Annotated in this window: 13 protein-coding genes and 1 pseudogene; 11 read left to right on the forward strand and 3 right to left on the reverse strand. The window is 51.3% G+C overall.

Going from position 1 to position 17,284, the window contains the following annotated elements:
* From AC6I6N_RS09120 to AC6I6N_RS09150, 7 genes and pseudogenes are all read left to right on the forward strand, one after another.
* Window positions 1-1,080 carry a TrbL/VirB6 family protein gene (locus AC6I6N_RS09120; protein ID WP_497943441.1) on the forward strand — a complete coding sequence of 360 codons (1,080 nt, stop codon included), beginning with the start codon at window positions 1-3 and terminating at the stop codon, window positions 1,078-1,080.
* Window positions 1,081-1,082: 2 nt separating this feature from the next.
* Window positions 1,083-1,385: a hypothetical protein gene (locus tag AC6I6N_RS09125; RefSeq protein ID WP_086059791.1), complete on the forward strand. Its 303-nt coding sequence runs from the start codon at window positions 1,083-1,085 to the stop codon at window positions 1,383-1,385.
* Between the two features lie 395 nt (window positions 1,386-1,780).
* Window positions 1,781-2,341 (forward strand): MobC domain-containing protein, encoded by a 561-nt coding sequence (locus tag AC6I6N_RS09130; RefSeq protein WP_497943442.1) that lies wholly within the window; start codon window positions 1,781-1,783, stop codon window positions 2,339-2,341.
* A gap of 550 nt (window positions 2,342-2,891) precedes the next feature.
* A pseudogene (locus AC6I6N_RS09135) lies at window positions 2,892-2,998 on the forward strand (site-specific integrase); the annotation flags it as partial.
* Between the two features lie 144 nt (window positions 2,999-3,142).
* Window positions 3,143-5,353: a DEAD/DEAH box helicase gene (locus tag AC6I6N_RS09140; RefSeq protein ID WP_497943443.1), complete on the forward strand. Its 2,211-nt coding sequence runs from the start codon at window positions 3,143-3,145 to the stop codon at window positions 5,351-5,353.
* The gene (locus tag AC6I6N_RS09145; protein WP_497943444.1) at window positions 5,350-6,030 is read left to right on the forward strand and encodes a DUF2290 domain-containing protein; all 681 of its coding nucleotides are present in this window, start codon (window positions 5,350-5,352) and stop codon (window positions 6,028-6,030) included. The genes AC6I6N_RS09140 and AC6I6N_RS09145 overlap by 4 nt, the downstream gene beginning before the upstream one ends.
* A gap of 1,124 nt (window positions 6,031-7,154) precedes the next feature.
* On the forward strand, window positions 7,155-8,330 hold the full coding sequence (locus tag AC6I6N_RS09150; protein ID WP_497943553.1) for a DUF4236 domain-containing protein: 1,176 nt from the start codon (window positions 7,155-7,157) through the stop codon (window positions 8,328-8,330).
* Between the two features lie 30 nt (window positions 8,331-8,360).
* On the opposite strand, the gene AC6I6N_RS09155 is transcribed toward AC6I6N_RS09150, so the two are convergent.
* Window positions 8,361-10,544, reverse strand: coding sequence for a DNA/RNA helicase domain-containing protein (locus AC6I6N_RS09155; protein WP_497943445.1), 2,184 nt, complete (start codon window positions 10,542-10,544; stop codon window positions 8,361-8,363).
* A 280-nt stretch (window positions 10,545-10,824) separates the two neighbouring features.
* Here AC6I6N_RS09155 and chrA point away from each other — a divergent pair, with 280 nt between their 5' ends.
* Window positions 10,825-12,057 (forward strand): chromate efflux transporter, encoded by a 1,233-nt coding sequence (gene chrA, locus AC6I6N_RS09160; protein WP_497943446.1) that lies wholly within the window; start codon window positions 10,825-10,827, stop codon window positions 12,055-12,057.
* Between the two features lie 108 nt (window positions 12,058-12,165).
* Here the strand turns inward: chrA and AC6I6N_RS09165 are convergent, their stop codons facing one another.
* The gene (locus AC6I6N_RS09165; protein WP_497943447.1) at window positions 12,166-13,728 is read right to left on the reverse strand and encodes a sulfatase-like hydrolase/transferase; all 1,563 of its coding nucleotides are present in this window, start codon (window positions 13,726-13,728) and stop codon (window positions 12,166-12,168) included.
* Between the two features lie 18 nt (window positions 13,729-13,746).
* Complete coding sequence (locus tag AC6I6N_RS09170) at window positions 13,747-14,724, reverse strand: Bug family tripartite tricarboxylate transporter substrate binding protein (protein WP_497943448.1); 978 nt, start codon at window positions 14,722-14,724, stop codon at window positions 13,747-13,749.
* Window positions 14,725-14,825: 101 nt separating this feature from the next.
* Here AC6I6N_RS09170 and AC6I6N_RS09175 point away from each other — a divergent pair, with 101 nt between their 5' ends.
* The 3 genes from AC6I6N_RS09175 to AC6I6N_RS09185 all read left to right on the forward strand — a co-directional run bounded on the left by AC6I6N_RS09175 (window position 14,826) and on the right by AC6I6N_RS09185 (window position 17,096).
* Entirely contained in the window at window positions 14,826-15,347 is a 522-nt protein-coding gene (locus AC6I6N_RS09175; RefSeq protein ID WP_497943449.1) for a MarR family winged helix-turn-helix transcriptional regulator, read from the forward strand.
* A gap of 88 nt (window positions 15,348-15,435) precedes the next feature.
* Window positions 15,436-16,437, forward strand: a complete 1,002-nt coding sequence (locus tag AC6I6N_RS09180; protein ID WP_497943450.1) for a 2Fe-2S iron-sulfur cluster-binding protein — start codon at window positions 15,436-15,438, stop codon at window positions 16,435-16,437.
* Window positions 16,438-16,535: 98 nt separating this feature from the next.
* Window positions 16,536-17,096, forward strand: a complete 561-nt coding sequence (locus AC6I6N_RS09185) for a GNAT family N-acetyltransferase (protein WP_427956642.1) — start codon at window positions 16,536-16,538, stop codon at window positions 17,094-17,096.
* Window positions 17,097-17,284: the final 188 nt, after the last annotated feature.

Genomic DNA, 17,284 nt, shown 5'->3' on the forward strand with positions numbered 1-17,284 from the left:
ATGGCTATTGAATCGAACATCTTTGGGTGGATTGGCGAAAGCATCGATATGACGTTGGATATGTTCGTGCAGGTCACGTCAAGCAATGTCATTTCCATGTTCTCCGACACTCTGATCTTCGGTGGCACGTTGACCTTCGTGCTGATGGGGTTCGCTACTGTCCTGGGATATGTGGAAATCCCTGCATCTGTTTTTCTCAAAACCTGCGGCAAGTTCTTAGTCATAGGGGGCTTGGCGTTAAGCGCTCCGACTTACCTGTCTTGGGTAGTTGAAGCCCTGCGCGGTTTCGAGGCAGGCTTGGCGGATGCTTTCTCGGCATCAAGGAGTGGCGTGGCAGCGACCTCCGTCTATCAGGTCATGGATAAGGTCGTATCGGATGGCTTTCAGATTGGTGGTGAAATGCTCGACAAAATGGGCAAGAGAAGCTGGTATGAAATCGGCATGGTGTTTTGGGACTTGTTGAACGCCATCATCATCTATATCGCTATGCTTCTTATCGCCATTCCAGCCGGTGCCATGGTTATTACCTCCAAAGTCATGCTGACTGTCATGCTGGGTATCGGCCCCTTTTTCATCGCAATGCTGATGTTTCCGGTGACGGCCAAGTGGTTTGATAGCTGGTTTGGGCAGGTGATGACCCCCATCATGCAGATCGCTTTGGTGACCACCGTTCTAGGCATGGGGACGAAGTTTTTCAGTTCGCTTACAGCCAAGGTGTTGGCAGTGACTACTGATCACCCGATGGCTACCATGCTTGAAATCCTGATTGTTACGGGCGTGACGCTCTTTTTGTTGCAGAGGGCATATGCGGCCGGAGCGGCCTTGGCTGGAGGCATCTCTTCGGCTGGCATCACTCTGCGAGATGTTGCCCAGGCTGCTGCGTCGCCTGTAACTCATGGGCTAAACAGGCAAAGCACGAGACGAGACCTGCAAAGTGGACAAATGGTCACAGCTGGTCGTTTGAACCACCTTGCGGCGGGGAACTCGATGCTTAATCCCGCCTACCGTCAGCACGTTATAGAAAGGCTACAGAAAACCCAGTGGGGCCGCCAAGGCGGCACTGCGAGCAAAGGAGATTAGCGATGTTTACGATCAATGAGCACCACGCCCTGCTACGTCTCATGCGGGTGTCGATGGGAGGCGTTCCCGATAGTAAACCCATTGCTCACTGGCTACAGCAATGGGATCGCATGAATGATCCAGCATCTTTAACTGCGTTGCAGGCTGATCTTGTCTTTAGCCGCGCTAGAGACGTTGAGGAAATAACTCTGGCTGCAAATCGCACTGGAGCCAAACCTTCTACCCTCGGTCGCCGTGAATACGAAAACTTCATGGAGATTATTGCCCGCTCCTACCCGTTACCAAGCCAAGAGCATGAACGCTAACAGGGTTTGAGTCGTGTAGTGCCCAGAGGAACTCCCTTCGGGTTGCATCCCGCGTCCGATCTTGCCGGACAGGCTGCGGGGGCAGGCTCAGCGGCTTTGCCTTGCTCCTACCCCTTGCCAATAGGCTGTAAGGCATCCATGAGCATCAAGGGTGAAGGCTACCGCCCAACATCCTCACCCAGTCGCCCTGGTGGGCGCTGCGGCTTCCGGTGTTGCCCTTGACACCCATAGACGCCAAGCACGGTTGGAGGCCTCTTGACTTGTCGGATTGGGATTCCTTGGTCATGACCAAGAAACGGAATGGGGTAAGGACTATTGCAGGATAGGCTAACCGCCGGTGAACTACCGGGGTAGTTTGCAAATTTGGTCAATTTGAATGGGATTAGGTGGTCGTTATGGGCAGAGGACAAGAAAAACCTAAGAAAGCGTCCCTGTATATGGACGTTTACCTAGGCGACCTCAAAACCCCTTGGGTTGAGTATTGCGCGTCTGTGGGTAAAAAACCGGGTGCTGCTTTGCGTGAAACGATTGAAAGACAACTTGCTGGGTTGCAGGGAGGCAGGCCCAAGACGGTTTTTAAGCCAGTGGAGGAGGTTCAGCACAAAGCCAAAAAACGGTTTGAAATTATGCTAACGGACTCTGAAAGAGATGCCCTTGCAGCTAGAGCCAATGAGGAAAACTGCTCTGGGCGTCAGTTTGTGATTGATGCGTTGCGAGCTGCTCTTACCCATGAGCCACAGCTTTCAATGAAAGAGATTGAGATCCTGGGAGAGTCCAATTTTCAACTATTAGCAGTAGGACGAAATCTAAACCAAATTGCCCGGCGCTTGAACGAAGACAAATATGAGCCTATCACTGTTGAACGTATTGAAGAACTTAGAGAAATTATTGATGCACACGTTCAACAAGCGAGTGACAGCATAAGGGCAAATGTTGAGCGGTGGAATCTGCGGTGACCGTCTCTAGTATCCCGTTTAGGCTCGGTTCGACCTTTGTGTTGCGAATGCAACTTACAAACTTAAAAGATCAATGGGTTACTTGCATATCAATTTTTAGCTGTTGTGATAGGGTTGTTTTTCGCAAGCGTGGCAACCTCGCGCGAAGAGAATCGAGTCAGAAATGGCTCGGGACGTGTAGATCAATCGTGGCGAAGCGGAGTCTGCAACACTCCGGGAGGCGCTGGAGTGCTACTAGGTCGAGATTGTGCTGCACAAGAAAGGCAAGGTGTACCAAGGCCTCCGTCATTAAAACGTTGTTGGCCGTGCGGCCGCTGGCGTCGATTCGCCTTGGCTAGTTCGTAGAATGGCTGGTTGAAGGACTACGTGCGGGCGACGGGTATTGTGACGGCTGCCTGTGTTTAGTGTGTAGTGCAAGGAATGGTGCATGGAAAACCTTACCAACCCAGTTGGGGACATGGAGGGGGCCTCTTCGGGGATGATGCACGCGCTGTTTAGAAGGATGAGTTGGAGCGGGTGTCTGATGGGTTTGTGATTTCGTGACCTTTGACACCAAGCCCCTAGACTGGCGTCTATATTTCCAATGCATGTGCTAACAAGATCACAGGGCATAAGGATTCAAGCTTATTGATGCGTTACTATCACCCCCAAGCATAGCAACTGACCAAGAGGCTTATCTAGTGGCCCGATCCATAGGTAACACTGCGTTTCCTCTTGTCGGCAATTACCTGCGAGATAGACCATCACAGCTACCCATTTTTTTGAGAATTGCAAGCTGATTTTATAGAATGAGAATTAATCATGGCAGATAGTTTTAAGTATCTAGCTGGCTCTTTGATGCTGGAAGAAAAGCCTTTTCACGTCAATGTTGCTGACCATATTAGAGGTGCTTTCAAAAATTTAGAGGGTTATCTTGCATATAAATTAACTACTCTTGGACGCGCTTCAGATGATGATGTGCCATCATTTATTGTTATATCAAAAGAGATTGGGATACTGCTAATAGATGTCGTGGAAGAATATGTAAATCAACGGATCGACCACGAGGAAACTGTATATTGGCAATCAGAAAATGGTAGTCTGTCTATAGCTAGGGATTTGGTTGTAGATATATATGAAGATGAAATAAATAGTCGACTTAAGAATGATCTTTCTTTATATGATAGAAAACTTAAACGTTCGAAAATACCGATTTCGAGCTGCATCGTTTTTTGTAAAAATAGTATTGATGAAATAAGTGGTTTAATCGATTTAGAGGAAATAAGTTGTGATGCAACATCTCTTGATGGGTTAGACCAGTGGCTTGAGGGAATAGATAAAGGATTTAGCGGAACAGATGAAACAGTCGGGAAAATATTGTCGCTGCTTGAGGGGACTTTTGTCTATGAGTCCAAGCGGGCTCCTTTTTCGGAAGCTCCTCTAGTTAGTGTCAATGATTATATTCAACGATCTCTCCAAACGACATTTAAGCAGGATGATTCCCAGCGTTTAGCATCGCTTCAACTACCTCCTGGACCGCAACGTATCCGAGGGCTTGCAGGAACTGGTAAGACTATCGTTTTATCTATTAAGGCTGCAATAACACATAAACGTTTTCCATCTTTCAAGATTCTTTATTTATTTAATACACAGAGCCTGTATCAACACGTTCAAGGTTTAATATCTAAATACTATACGTTAGAGGCGAAGAAAGCGCCGGATTTTGATTCTACCTTACATGTATTCCATGCATGGGGTGGAAGACAACGGCCAGGGTTATATTCTACCTTGTGTCAGAAGCATGGGATCACTCCTTTGACTCTTTCAGATGTACGAGGCGCGAAAGATGCGCTTGGGTATATATATAAGGATCTTCTCAATAGGACGCGTGGAAGTATTAAGCCGGAGTATGATCTTGTGCTAATTGATGAGGCTCAAGATTTTCCCAGAGAGGTTTTCGAAGTTGCCTATCTTTTGGCGAAAGGAAATGGAGCTGAAAAAAGAATTATTTGGGCATACGATGAATTCCAATCGCTTCGAGATACTCAGATAAAAGGGCCCGCTGAGTTATTTGGAACGGATTCGTCTGGCGCTCCAAATTTGCCGGACTCTGTCTTGCAAGGTACTTATGCTGGTGAAATTCCGAAGGATTTTATCCTTCCGAATTGTTACCGGACACCTAGGCCAGTGCTTATGACTGCGCATGGTGTCGCGATGGGATTGTATTCAGGGAAACCCACTGAAATGTTTTATTATCCCGGCGAGTGGCAGGCTATTGGTTATAATGTTAATGTCCCAAGAGCTCTATCAATTGATGCAGGTGATGTTGTAGAGATTGAGCGGCCAGATGAAAATAGCAAGAATTTGCTAGAAAATTTATTGAAAAACTCAGGAAAGAACGCGAGAAATCTTGTGCATGTGCAATCGTGCGAAGATAAAAATGAGCAACGAATTCAAGTTGCTAATAAAGTGGCGGAATTAATAAATAGCCATGGGGTTCCTCCTGAGGAGATTATTATAATTAATCTTCGATCTGGTAACAATAAAATAGAGATGCTTGAGTATCAACGAGAGCTAATGTCGGCTGGTGTTAAGTCGGTAGTTCCTGGGTATGTGGAAAGTTCCGATGTATTTAAGCCTGCTGGATTTGTGACCCTTACTACTCCATTTCGAGCGAAAGGGAATGAGGCTAATGTAGTTCTTGTGATAAATGCCCAGAATGTAGCAAGTGATTATACTCTGCGAGGGAGAAATGCTTTCTTCGTTGCGGTTACGCGCTCTCGTGGTTGGTGTCATATCTATGGTTGGGGGGCTGGAATTATTCGCTTGCTTGAAGAGGTTGAGGCACTTAAAAAAGACTTACCATATTTTAAGTTTATTTGCCCTGATCCTAAGGTAGTCCAGTCCAGTAAGAGTTTTCTCAACAAATCGGATAAGGAACTTGACGAGATTGCAAAATTTCTAGAGATCTATGAGAATAGTCCGGAAATTCGTGAGTTAATCCGTCAAAGGGATCAAGGGGCAGGTGAATGAACTTTGCTCGCCTCCTTCAAGGTGTGAATAACGTAACCACTTTTCTTAATCAGCTGGGCTTGATTCAGATTAATAATATCGTTATAGATCGAAACCGAAAGTTGGTGAGTTGGTCGAATTATCAGCCTGGAGTGATGCGCAATTCTGGATACCCGTTGGAGTATCAGTTTCTTATAGATAATCAGCAGTATTCATATCTTTTGAGAGATGGCTCATTCATCCAGTTATTTTTCGAATTTGATGATAAAGATTGTTTGATTCTTGGGAAACAGGCTTTTTATCCTCGCCCAATACCTATCCGCGATCAAGAAGATATACTTTGGCAAGCTGCTGACGAAGCGGCAGATCGTGGCGATGATGATGTTTCTAAGTATTTGTTGAACTGGCTAGAAATGATGGAATTACAGCCTTCATTTTTTCCTGCTAATACTTCGCATCTTCGGTTCGATTATGACAGTAAGGTGACTGTCCATTGTAAATCCCATTTACAGCTAGGTGCGATTCAAGAGTTTAGACTTCCCGCTGACTTTTTTCCACAACCAATGGCATTTATTCAACTATGTCAATGTATGATTCCTGATATTCAGGAGATAGACTCCGCGTTATTGGGATTTGAAAGAAATCATCGTTTAATTCTTGAACGACCAATAGGTTTGATTGGTTTAGGGCACGGTTAGATCAATCTATACAGGTATCCCCACGCAATCCCCTGATGGTGTGGTCCAATGCTTATAGGGAAATTTGGATTTCGTCCTGTTTGCTCCGTGGCTCAGACTAGGGAGCTTCATTTCGAACGGCAGCGTCATGAAACTTTATTTTTCTGAATTCAAGGATTCGACGCTGCTGTTCCTCGGGTATGAAGTTGTTCCATTCGACTAAGGCTTTGCTGTTGTGCCCGTTAATTTTCTCCAGTTCTAGCCGGAGCGTGTCTGTGGTCAGTTTCTTCGGCCCGAGGAAGGAACACGACTTGAGGGTAAGAGTTCCGGCTGTATTGGTTGTCCGCTTTTTGTTTACTCAAAATAGCTGAGATTGTTGTACGAAGCTACAGAAGCCTTAGCAACTGCGCTGCGGTTAACATCCTCCTCATTTAAGTGCTTATGAAGTCATAGCCTATAAACCAGAGATAGCTGGTGAGATCAGGAACAGGAAAACGCAGCACACCCAACTCCTGGGCAAGAACATACTTATACGGGGGACGCCATATACATGAGCAGCAATACAGCAATTTTAAAACAATCGCTTCCCCTAGCTTAATCGGCTAACAAAAAAGTAACTATGTACCGTACCGTCACCTAATTTCGGTACAGTATCGGTACAGTGAGTAGTTTTCACTAAATTGCGCTAAGTTGACTAACCTACTGATTCTTAAGTTATTTATAGTGTTATTATGCTAACTTAAAGTGAATGGTTTTACTTCATAAAGCACTGTTTCTTCGCGACTCAAAATCCCCCGCCGCAAGACGCGCTGGCCCGACTTAGGCCCTGGCTCCATCCCTAAAACTTCCCACAGCTCAAATAATTAGAAGGTAGGCGCAGTTTTAATCCCCGATCAGGGAATTTTTCCGAGCATTTAGAAAAATACAGAATAGCTACTGTGCCGTTTCCCTTTGTCTGTAGCTGTCGCATTTCTTGCTCCTTTCTGCCTATCTCCCTGCAGTAGATAGGCCATGTCGTTCGCTGCCTTTAGCTTTGAGTTAATGGCGGCTCAGTGTTATATATCTCCATCAGATTTTCGGCATTTCAAAGCCTTTTTCTGAAAAATCATAAGCTTCTAAAACTATTAAAAAGCGTGGAGGGAGTTGTGGCTGTACGTTTTCGGCGATCTATCAAGTTGGCTCCAGGCATACGCATGAATTTGAGTGGCTCGGGTATGAGCTGGACTTTGGGGCCGAGAGGCTCAACGGTGAATGTTGGGAAACGTGGGGCTCATCTCAATACCAGTTTTTTGGGTTTTTCTGCCCGTCATTCCTTATATAAAGCAGCGCCTGCCCCCAAGCCGCGCCAGTCTGTTAAGCAAGTACAGACTTTCTCTTTGGTGTGTGAGGTCACGGATCAAGGGATGTTGACTTTCCATGATCAGGACGGAGAGCCTGTTTCTGAGTCGCTTGTGGAGTTGGCTAAGAAGCAAAATCGCCAGGCTATCCAAAGCTTGATCCAGCGTAAATGCGATGAAATAAATAGTGAGTGTGAGGCGGTGGCCAGCATTCATCTAGATACTCCTGCTCCTGATATTGCCCCTAAGTACGTCCCGGATCTGTTTCATGTCCCCGAGCCTATAGCCCCTGTCTTGCCGCGAGCCAAGTGGTGGGAGAAGTTATTCCCGAGACGTGTGGAGCAACTGAATCTGCGTAATCAGCAGAGGGTCATGGAGCATCAAGGTTTGTTGGCAGCGTGGAAAAGTGAGCAATCCCAACATGCTTATGAACAAGAGCAGCGGCGTAAGCTTTTAGAACAGGACATCTATCACGATACAGCCGCGATGGAGCAATGGCTGGAAGCCACTTTGCAGGATATTGCGTGGCCTAGGGAGACATTGATATCGCTGGAGATTACGGAGCAGGGGGCTCGTGTTTGTTTGGATGTGGATTTGCCGGAGATTGAAGACATGCCCTCGAAGATTGCTGCGGTTCCGGCAAGGGGGTTGAAGTTATCTGTGAAGGAGCTGCCCATGGTTCAGGCTCGTAAGCGTTATATGGCCCATGTGCATGGGGTAGGCTTCCGAATTATTGGTGAGACCTTTGCGGCACTTCCCGTTGTTCAGCGCATTACGCTATCGGGTTTTTCTCAGCGCCATGACCCAGCTACTGGGCAGTTGCGTGATGACTATTTGTATTCTGTGAATGTGAGTCGGGAGGCATGGGCAGGGATAAATTTTGAGATGTTGCCCATGATTGATGTGGTGGAGGCACTGGCTCAGTTTGATCTTCGGCGCAATATGAGCAAGACAGGTGTGTTCAAGGCCATTGAACCTTTTTGATGGTGGCGTTATGAGGGTGGATGCTGCTGGTCAGAGCAGCATCACGAACTCCCCTACCACCCGATAGCGATAGGTGGTATCGGCATTTAATTCGATGACTTCATAGCTCGGGTCGCTGGAGCGGGGTTTCAAGAAAATCCTGTTATGTACCCAGCCGTCCTCAGTATGGGTTTTGGTGCTTTCATATTCCTTGACGGTGAATTGTGTGCCTTCATCGCCGTCTTGGGGCGCTAGGCATTCCACCAGGACGATCTTGCCGTTCCGGCTGCCGCCTGAATCTTGGCGGAACAGGCAAATAGAACCATTTGGGATGATCATATTCATCGACTCGCCGACAACCCGGCAGGCGAACATGTCTTTTTTGGGTTCTACATTCTGTGGCACGCCAACCCATTGTGTTTGTTCTACGTGCTGCTGCTCGCTGAAGTTGCCGGCGGCGGCTTGCAGATCGTAGAGAGGAACTGCATTTACCCACGGCGCGAGTGTTGGTGCTGGTGGCAGTTCTTGGGGCTGGGTGGGACGGTAGCTGGGAATATGCTGCTTTAAGTAGTCGCGCAGCGCCGGGTCGCAGGCATACACGTAGGTGCCTTTGATCCCACGAAGCATGATGGTGTTGTAGATATTGAGGATGTACTGCTTCAGCTCAGTTGCCGTTTTTTTGGAGTGTTTGCCATTACGATCCAGGTAGTTGCTTTCATCGATGACAATTTCGTTGGTGGCTTTGTCGTAGCGGATCTCTTTTCCAAAGATAACGCCGGTGTAATTCAGGTCGTAGCCTTGGGTTGTGTGAATGCAGCCGACCTCATTTTCTGCGCCGATTGTATTAATCCAGTCTGTATTGGTTCGGTTCCAACGCAGTTTTACGGTGTCTATTTCGATGTCGTGAAGATTGGGGTTTTTCTTGGAGTCCCATGGCCAGGCGTAGCCGGCCACTAGTCGAGCCAAGCCATATTGCCGGTTCTTTTGCGCAATTTCCCTGACTAAGTCAGCTGCGTTGTCAAAGAACAAAAACTCATATTTCCCGGTTCGCAGTTGCTCGTTGTCTGAGAGCTGGATATGAAGGAGCCGGTCAATAAAATCCACATAGTCTTGGCCTGCCTGGACGCGGTATTGAGAGGTCAAGGTCATGATCCTCGAGCCTTTTGACTGTTTTATTTTTTGGAAGTCCGCCGCGTTCGCATCCGATGGCCTGATCGATTGATTAGGGTCGTAGAAGAAAACAGCTTTTTTTGCCTGTTGCGTTACCCAATCCACTTCGCTGCATGTGTGTTTGTCCAAACCCAAGGCGGCGCATGCCTGGTCGAAATGTTTATAGTAGGACCCAAGGTTTACTCGTTGGCGTAGTCGGTGTGACTCATCGACCAAGACGATGTCGTATTCCTTCTGGGCCAGCTTAGATGGGTTGATCACCATATCAGGATGCAAGCCAGCCACGTTCTTGAAAGCGCGTTTTAACGTGGTCCGAAATGAGGCCATGGGAACCACGAGGGCCATGCGGGGTTTGGGGTAGCGTTGTTTGAACTGAGTCAGAAGTGTACGAAGCTCGTTTTCTTCTTCCGAGAACTCCTGAAGATTTAGCTCTGCTTGGTCGGTGTGGATCAGTTTGAACAGGAAAATTGCCAGAACAGATTTTCCGGTTCCTGCACCACCTTGCACCAGCAAGTGGCGAAAGTTGTCATCAAGCAAAGCGCGCATGATTTCAATCAGGCTCTGGCGTTGCTCGAATGACAAGGCTTTGTAGGGTGAGTATTTGAAAACATCAGAGTTATCAATCGACTCCAGCGAGTGTTTGGCGATTCCCTGGCCCCGTAGCTTGTCCCAGACCTCCCGGAAGATTTGGCTGTAGACCTCATCTTTTTGATAGTAGTTGTGATCGGTCAGGCCAAGATTTCCGTTGAGCAGCTCGAAGCACCCATCAGCCGCCATATATTTAATCAGAGTGGACTCAATATCGAGCGTAGCGGATTTGTTGAAATGTGAGCTGCTGATCAAATGGGCGGTGTTGAGCAGTTTCTTATGCTCGTGTAGCAGGTGAGTGTTCAGGCGGTTTAGCGCATTGGTCGTTTCTCCGACATAGGCGCGTCGTTTGGCTTTGTGACTCAGGATGTAAACCAAGGGCCAGTTCCCAGCAGCATAAGCATTGGATCTTATCTCCGCCAAAGCAAGGTTTGAAAACAGGTATTGGTTCACTTCTACACGATGTGGCTGACTCATGGCGCTGGATGAATGATCTCTATTTTTTGGGGTAAGTTTTGCTCAGTTTCTGTCCGTTTGACATGGCTGGTAAATCATAGCCTATTGGGATGAGCTGGTTTTGAGACCTTTTCTGTTTAAGTTGGGCAGGCCGATGTGGATGCCAGGGCGTGTCATGGTTTCAGATACGTGGATCAGGATGGTGTTAACTGCCAGCAATCTCGCATAGCTATAACGAAAGACAAGTAGACTCAGGCACAGCGTGTCAGTGCATTTGACGACTTTCGGGGGAGTTCAAACGGTGACGAATGGTTCTAGCAGCAAGCCTTTACCGCAGCAGGCGGCGATTCAACAAGGCAAGCCTCTGGAGGTCTTTTGGGCCTTCCTGAAACTGGGCCTCACCTCATTCGGTGGGCCTATCGCTCATCTGGGCTACTTTCGTTCCGAGTTTTTGGAGCGTCGTCGCTGGCTGGATGATCGCAGTTATTCGGATCTGGTCGCCCTGTGTCAGTTCTTGCCGGGGCCGGCCAGCAGTCAGGTGGGGATGGCGATTGGTTTGGGGCGTGCGGGCTGGCTGGGTTTACTGGCTGCCTGGACGGGTTTTACCTTGCCTTCGGCGATGGTGTTGATTCTGTTTGCCTTGAGTTTGGCCGGGTTCCAGGGGGTTGCCGAGTCTGCTTGGGTGCATGGCCTCAAGATTGTGGCCGTCGCGATTGTGGCGCAGGCGGTGCTGGGGATGGCTCGCTCTTTATGTCCTGATCGCGCCAGAGCGGCTTTGGCGATTCTGGCGGCTTTGTTGAGCCTTTTGCTGCCCTCTGCGTTTGGGCAGGTGGCTGCTATTGTGATCACGGGTCTGCTGGCCTGGTGGAGGTTGGATGTCATTCAGGCAGGTGCGGCGCAGGCCCATGCGTATCCGGTGTCGCGCAAGGTGGGGGTAGTGGCTTTGCTGCTGTTTGCGGGCCTGCTGATTGCCTTGCCTGTTTGGGCAGCGGCGACGGGTTCGTCTACGGCGCAGTTGCTGGAAGGGGTGTATCGCTCCGGGGCCTTGGTGTTTGGGGGTGGGCATGTAGTGTTGCCTTTATTGCAGGCCTCGGTGGTGCCGAGCGGGGTGGTCAGCAATGCGGATTTGATGGTGGGTTATGGTGCCGCTCAAGCGGTACCGGGACCCTTGTTTACCTTTGCGGCGTATATCGGGGCGATGGCTCAAGGGCCCTTGCACGGATGGCTGGGTGGGCTGGTTTTATTGGTGGTGATTTTTATACCGGCGGTCTTGATTCTGATTGGCGTTTTGCCTTTTTGGCAGGGCTTGCGGCATAGGGCAGGGATGCGGACGGCGATGGCCGGTGTAAATGCAGGTGTGGTCGGCATTCTGGGTGTGGCTCTGTATGACCCGGTGTGGACCAGTGCCATTCACAGTCGGGCAGATTTTGCGCTGGCTTTGCTTCTGTTCGGTTTGCTGACGGTAGGGCGGGTGCCCCCTGTCGTGGTGGTGCTTTTGGCGGGGTTGGGAGCCTGGGGGATCTCTGTCCTTTGACGATAGCGGCTCCTGGTAGCGTGCTCTTGAGCTGTAGAAAGACGGTGGCTTGGCGCTTTCAGCCCTTAGACTGAAAGCGCCAAGCCAAGCCAGCTATGGCTTTAGGCTTTACCACTGCCCAAAAAACACCCCTGCTTTTTTATATGCATTGGTGCCGCGTTCGACTTCTTCTTCCGTCACGGTAGTACGGCGTTTCAGGCTGGTGAACCATTGCAGCAAGCGTTCCCGGCATTCTTCCCGTATGTGCTCATGCTCGGCAGATTGGCCCAGGTCGTTGAACTGTTCTGGGTCTGCATGCAGATCGTAAAGCTGCTCGGGCTCGTCCAGCCAATACACATAACGCCAACGGTCGCTGCGCAGGGACCAGGCTCTGGCATTGGACGGTGATTTGTCACGTAGCACGCGCGCCAGTCGATAGCTGTAGTCCAGTTCGGAAAACACGCAGTCGCGCCACGGGGGCTGGGCACCGTGCAGCAGGGGCAGCAGGTCTCGTCCCTCAATGCGGTGCGGGGCCGGTGGCAGGCGCAGCCAGGAGAGCATGGTAGGCAGTACATCCACAGCTTCGACCATTCTGTCATCGACGGTTCCACGCGTGGCGTTCGCTTCCGGAGACGGGTCGTAGACGATGAAAGGCACGCGCTGCACGGTGTCGTAGAACAGCTCTTTCTCGCCCAGCCAATGATCGCCCAGGAAGTCCCCGTGATCGGCGGTGAAGATGATCAGGGTGTTGTCCATCAGGCCATTGCGGGACATGAAGTCGAACAAGCGACCCAGGTGGTCGTCCAATTGGGTGATCAGCCCCTGGTAGGCGGGGCGGACGGTCTCCACGCAGGCGTCGCTGGAGAAGCTGACGCATTCTTCTTGCTGGCGGTAGGCTTCTAGCACAGGGTGCGCGTTGCTGAGTTCGGCCTCGTTGCGGACCACGGGTAGGCATTGATCTGCGCTGTACATATCGTGGTAGGGCGCGGGGGCAATATAGGGCCAATGGGGTTTGACGTAGCTCAGGTGCAGGACCCAGGGTTCGTCCCCCATGCGCTCCATGAAGGACAGGGCCTGATCCGTCATGTAGGCGGTTTCTGAATGCTTTTCTTCCACCAGAGAGGGATAGCGGGCATTGCGCATATGCCAGCCACTGACGGCTTCTCCATCCGGCCCGCGTGCGGAGATGACAAAGTCTGTCCACGGGTCGTCGGACTCATAGCCATGGCGTCGCAGGTAGGCCGGGTAGCCGCTTTCTTCGCCCGGTTCGTGATGGCCGTCGTAGCGGTCTATTTCCTCAAAGCCACCTGTTTTAAGCAGGCGGGCCAGCTCGCTGCCGCCGTCCAGTGCCAGTCGCTCCAGTCCTTTGTGGTCAACCATGATATGGGTTTTACCCGCCAGCACCAGCTTGTGCCCACCGGCGCGCAAGTACTCGCCCATGGTGACCTCGCCTACCGACAAGGGCACGCGGTTCCAGGTGGCGCCGTGGGTAGAGGGATAGCGGCCTGTGTAATAGCTCATGCGCGATGGGCCGCAAACGCCGGAGTTAACGAAAGCGCGATCAAAGCGCACCCCTTTGGCAGCCAGTGCATCCAGATGGGGGGTACGAATATGAGGGTGCCCGTAGCAGGCCAGGTGATCAGCGCGTAGCTGATCGGCCATGATGAACAGGACGTTCTTGCGTTGTGTCATGTTGTTTGTGTTGCTGGTTTATTGCGTGACTTTAAAGCCGGAGGCTTGAATAACGGGTGCCCATTGTTGGCGGAATTGTTCGATGCGGACGCGGGTTTCTTCTGCATTGGCAGACACAGGGATCAATTCATTTTTCAGCAGTGTCTCTTGCAGGGCCGGGTCGCTGGTGACAGCCTTGATCGCTTCGCCCAGTTGGGTCACTTTGTCGGCAGGCATGGAGGCGGGGGCGAAGAAAGCATTCCAGCCCGAGGCTTCCAGCTCAACACCCGACTGCTTTAGGGTGGGGACGTCTGGCAGGGCGGTTTCACGCTCGCTGCCGGAGGTAGCCAGAATGCGGATGCGTTTGCCTTGGTGTTGGGTGGTCAGCACATCCAGCGTATCAATAGCCACGGGCAAAATGCCACCGATCAGGTCGGTAATCACAGGGGCCGAGCCACGGTAGCCAATAATCTCGCCCTTGGAGCCAATTTGCTGGGACAGCATCAGGCCAAAGAAGTGCGGCAGACTGCCAGTGGCGGGAACCCCGATATTGAAAGCACCGGGATGCGCTTTGGCCCAGGTGATCAGTTGATCCATGGTTTTAATGTCGCTGTCTGCCGATACGGCCACCCCAAAGCCGTATTCGGTCACCATGGAAACCGCTTGAAAGTCGCTGTCGGGCTTGTATGGGATGTCGTTGAAAACCAGGGGGGCGACCACCATGATGGCGGGATTGGCCAGGATCAGCACATTCTTGTCTGCTGCTGTATTTTTGACATACTGGGCGGCAATTCGGCCCCCCGCGCCGGTTTTGTTCTCGACCACCACGGGAATGCCAAGTTTTTGGTGCAGGCTGTCTGACACAATGCGGGCAGCTCGATCAGAGGCGCCTCCGGGGGCATAAGGGACAACGACGGTCAGGTTTTCAATGGGGGTGGCCGCATGGGATAAGCCAGTGAACAACAGCCCTGACAGCAGACAGCTTGTTAGCGTGGCGCGAAGGCGGTTCTTGGTCATGATTTGTCTCCTTTTTTTGATTTCCATCAGTTTTTACCGCAGCTTACCAAGGGGGCTGATACTTGTTCTAATCAAGTATCTTTAAGGCTAAAGGTCCTTCTATGGTTAGCCCCTCCCCGTCTTCTTCTACCCCGGTAAGCGCCGCTCCGGCTCCTACGCTTCCGGCCATGATGATGTTCCAGTTGTATCGGGCCTGGTCAGCAGGCAACCCGATTTTCATTCGCTTGTGCGAGGGGCGCTTCAATATCACGCGCCGTGAATGGCGCATTCTGGCTATCGCCAGCATGCACCCCGCCTTGACGGGCACGTCCTTGGCTGAGGCTGTATCGCTGGATACGGCACGCTGTTCCCGGGCGGTCAGCTCTCTGTGTGAAAAGGGCTTGTTAAAGCGCACGCGCGATACCAAAGACACGCGTGTGGTGCATGTCTCGGTAACGGAGTTGGGTATGCAGCGTTACAAGGAGGTCATGCCGATTGTGGCTTCCTTGAACGAGGAGATCTTTCAGGACCTGAGTGCCGCAGAAATGACGGCCCTGAGCAGCATGCTGGACCGGATTAGCAGCCGGGCGGCTTTAGTGCTGGAAAGTAATGTGGTGCAGGAGCGGGCTCGTCGGAATCGTTAAGTTGGTCCGCGCACCGGCTTATGACTTCTGATTGCTTCGCGAGCAAGAGTGCAGCACTATGGCCCGAAAGGAGCGAGGAGAGGCAAGCATGGCTGGCAAAACTATTCTTATCCAGCAGAGACAAGAGCACATTCAGGCACAGGATCATCAAACCATTTTGCAGGCTGCCCTGGAGCACGGGATCTCTTACCCTCACGGCTGCAAGACAGGGGTATGCGGGGGCTGTAAGACGCGCTTGGTCAAGGGGCAGGTGGAGATGATGGAGTACTCCCGCTTTGCGCTGACCGAGGAACAAAAGGCCAGGGGCCTGATTCTGGCCTGTAGAGCGGTTCCTAAAACCGATGTGACGGTGGGCTGGATAGGGACCGATGATGTTCGGGGCTTGATCCCGTCCCGGGAACTGACGGGCACCGTGTCCTGTATCAAGGATCTGACCCACGATATCCGGCTGGTGAGAATACGTTTGGATGGTCAGGAACCGTTGATTTTCTTTGCGGGGCAGTACGCGGATATCAAGTTTGGACAGGCTCCGGTGCGTAGTTATTCCATGGCCAATCCTCCGGGGGCGCCAGAGCTGGATTTTTACGTGCGCCGCGTGCCGCGTGGGGTGGCTTCGGCCTATGTGCATACGGTCTTGCAGCAAGGTGAGCCGGTCAGCCTGACGGTGCCACTAGGCTCATCCTATCTGCGCGATGGCTATGGCGGGCCGATGCTTTGTATTGCCGGTGGGACAGGCCTGGCACCGATCCAGTCGATTGTAGAGACGGCCTTGGGCTGGGGCATGAGCCAGCCTATTCATGTGTATTTTGGGGTGCGGGAGCGGCGGGACTTGTACTGCGAAGACGAGTTCAAAGCCTTGCAAGAACGTTACCCCAATCTGAGCTTTACGCCTGTGTTATCGGGGATGCCGGTGGCACCGTACCGAAGGGGCATGGTGACTGATGCGGTGGGCCAGGACCTGCCTGATCTGAATGGCTGGAAGGTGTATGTGGCAGGGTCACCCTCCATGGTGGATGAGGCTGTCGGTATGGTGCTTAAACGCGGAGTGAAGGTGCAGAACCTGCATGTGAGTGTGTTTTTTACGCCTTGAGCAGGCCATGTCTGCATAGCAGCGCCTGTGGCGATTGTTTACTATCGAGCCTTATGCGTTTTAACTCTTGTTTTATCCCATCATCTGCATGGAATACTGTGCCTGACTCCTCTCTTTCTCTGCCTGACGGCTGCACGTTTCGTCCCCTTCAAGAATCCGAACTGAACCTGCTGTGGTCCATAGACCGTAGCGAGCGAATCGACGGTTTGTACGAGCTGCGTAATGGCGTGTTGCACAAGCAAGCGGCTGATATTGATCTGCGCGGCTGGCCGGAGGGCGACCCGGAAAAATATCACCCTGAACATGAGGACGCCTTTCATCGTGGCGCCTGGTTCATGGGCGTATTCAAGGGGGAGACTTTGCTGGCTGCTGTGGGTCTGGACAGCTTGCCTTTGGGGCCACAAGGCGATTGGCGTCAACTTTTCTTTCTGCATGTCAGCCAGTCCTTGCGAGGGCAGGGCATGGGCGTATGGCTGCTGGATCAGGCCAAGAAACAGGCTGTGGAATGGGGTGCGAAGGCGGTCTATGCCTCGGCCACGCCTTCAGTGAATACGGTGGATTTCTATAGGGCGCATGGTTTTGAAATCGCGCCAGAGCCTGATGCCCGTTTGTTTGAGCTGGACCCGGAAGATATCCATCTGCTGTGTTGCTTGGAATAGAAACTTGGTTTCGACCGAGTTCGGTCAGCCAACCGTTATTCCTGCTCCCGCCACAGTGACGGTTACCGTGTAGTGAGTAAGGCTTGCCCGTTGGGCAGGCCAGCGACTTGCGGGTCTCAACGAAGGGGGCATGAAAGAGACAGGCTGCAGGACAAGAAAAAGAGTGGCTGGCAGCCTGTGGGTGCCTT

This window comes from Alcaligenes sp. LTN-3, from assembly GCF_059735605.1.

Bases quoted from the DNA above. Each gene is read 5' to 3' on its own strand.
- AC6I6N_RS09130 (WP_497943442.1), top strand. From the start codon at position 1,781: ATGGGCAGAGGACAAGAAAAACCTAAGAAAGCGTCCCTGTATATGGAC.
- AC6I6N_RS09140 (WP_497943443.1), top strand. From the start codon at position 3,143: ATGGCAGATAGTTTTAAGTATCTAGCTGGCTCTTTGATGCTGGAAGAA.
- AC6I6N_RS09170 (WP_497943448.1), bottom strand. From the start codon at position 14,724: ATGACCAAGAACCGCCTTCGCGCCACGCTAACAAGCTGTCTGCTGTCA.
- AC6I6N_RS09180 (WP_497943450.1), top strand. From the start codon at position 15,436: ATGGCTGGCAAAACTATTCTTATCCAGCAGAGACAAGAGCACATTCAG.
- AC6I6N_RS09165 (WP_497943447.1), bottom strand. From the start codon at position 13,728: ATGACACAACGCAAGAACGTCCTGTTCATCATGGCCGATCAGCTACGC.
- AC6I6N_RS09155 (WP_497943445.1), bottom strand. From the start codon at position 10,544: ATGAGTCAGCCACATCGTGTAGAAGTGAACCAATACCTGTTTTCAAAC.
- AC6I6N_RS09145 (WP_497943444.1), top strand. From the start codon at position 5,350: ATGAACTTTGCTCGCCTCCTTCAAGGTGTGAATAACGTAACCACTTTT.
- AC6I6N_RS09125 (WP_086059791.1), top strand. From the start codon at position 1,083: ATGTTTACGATCAATGAGCACCACGCCCTGCTACGTCTCATGCGGGTG.
- AC6I6N_RS09175 (WP_497943449.1), top strand. From the start codon at position 14,826: ATGGTTAGCCCCTCCCCGTCTTCTTCTACCCCGGTAAGCGCCGCTCCG.
- AC6I6N_RS09120 (WP_497943441.1), top strand. From the start codon at position 1: ATGGCTATTGAATCGAACATCTTTGGGTGGATTGGCGAAAGCATCGAT.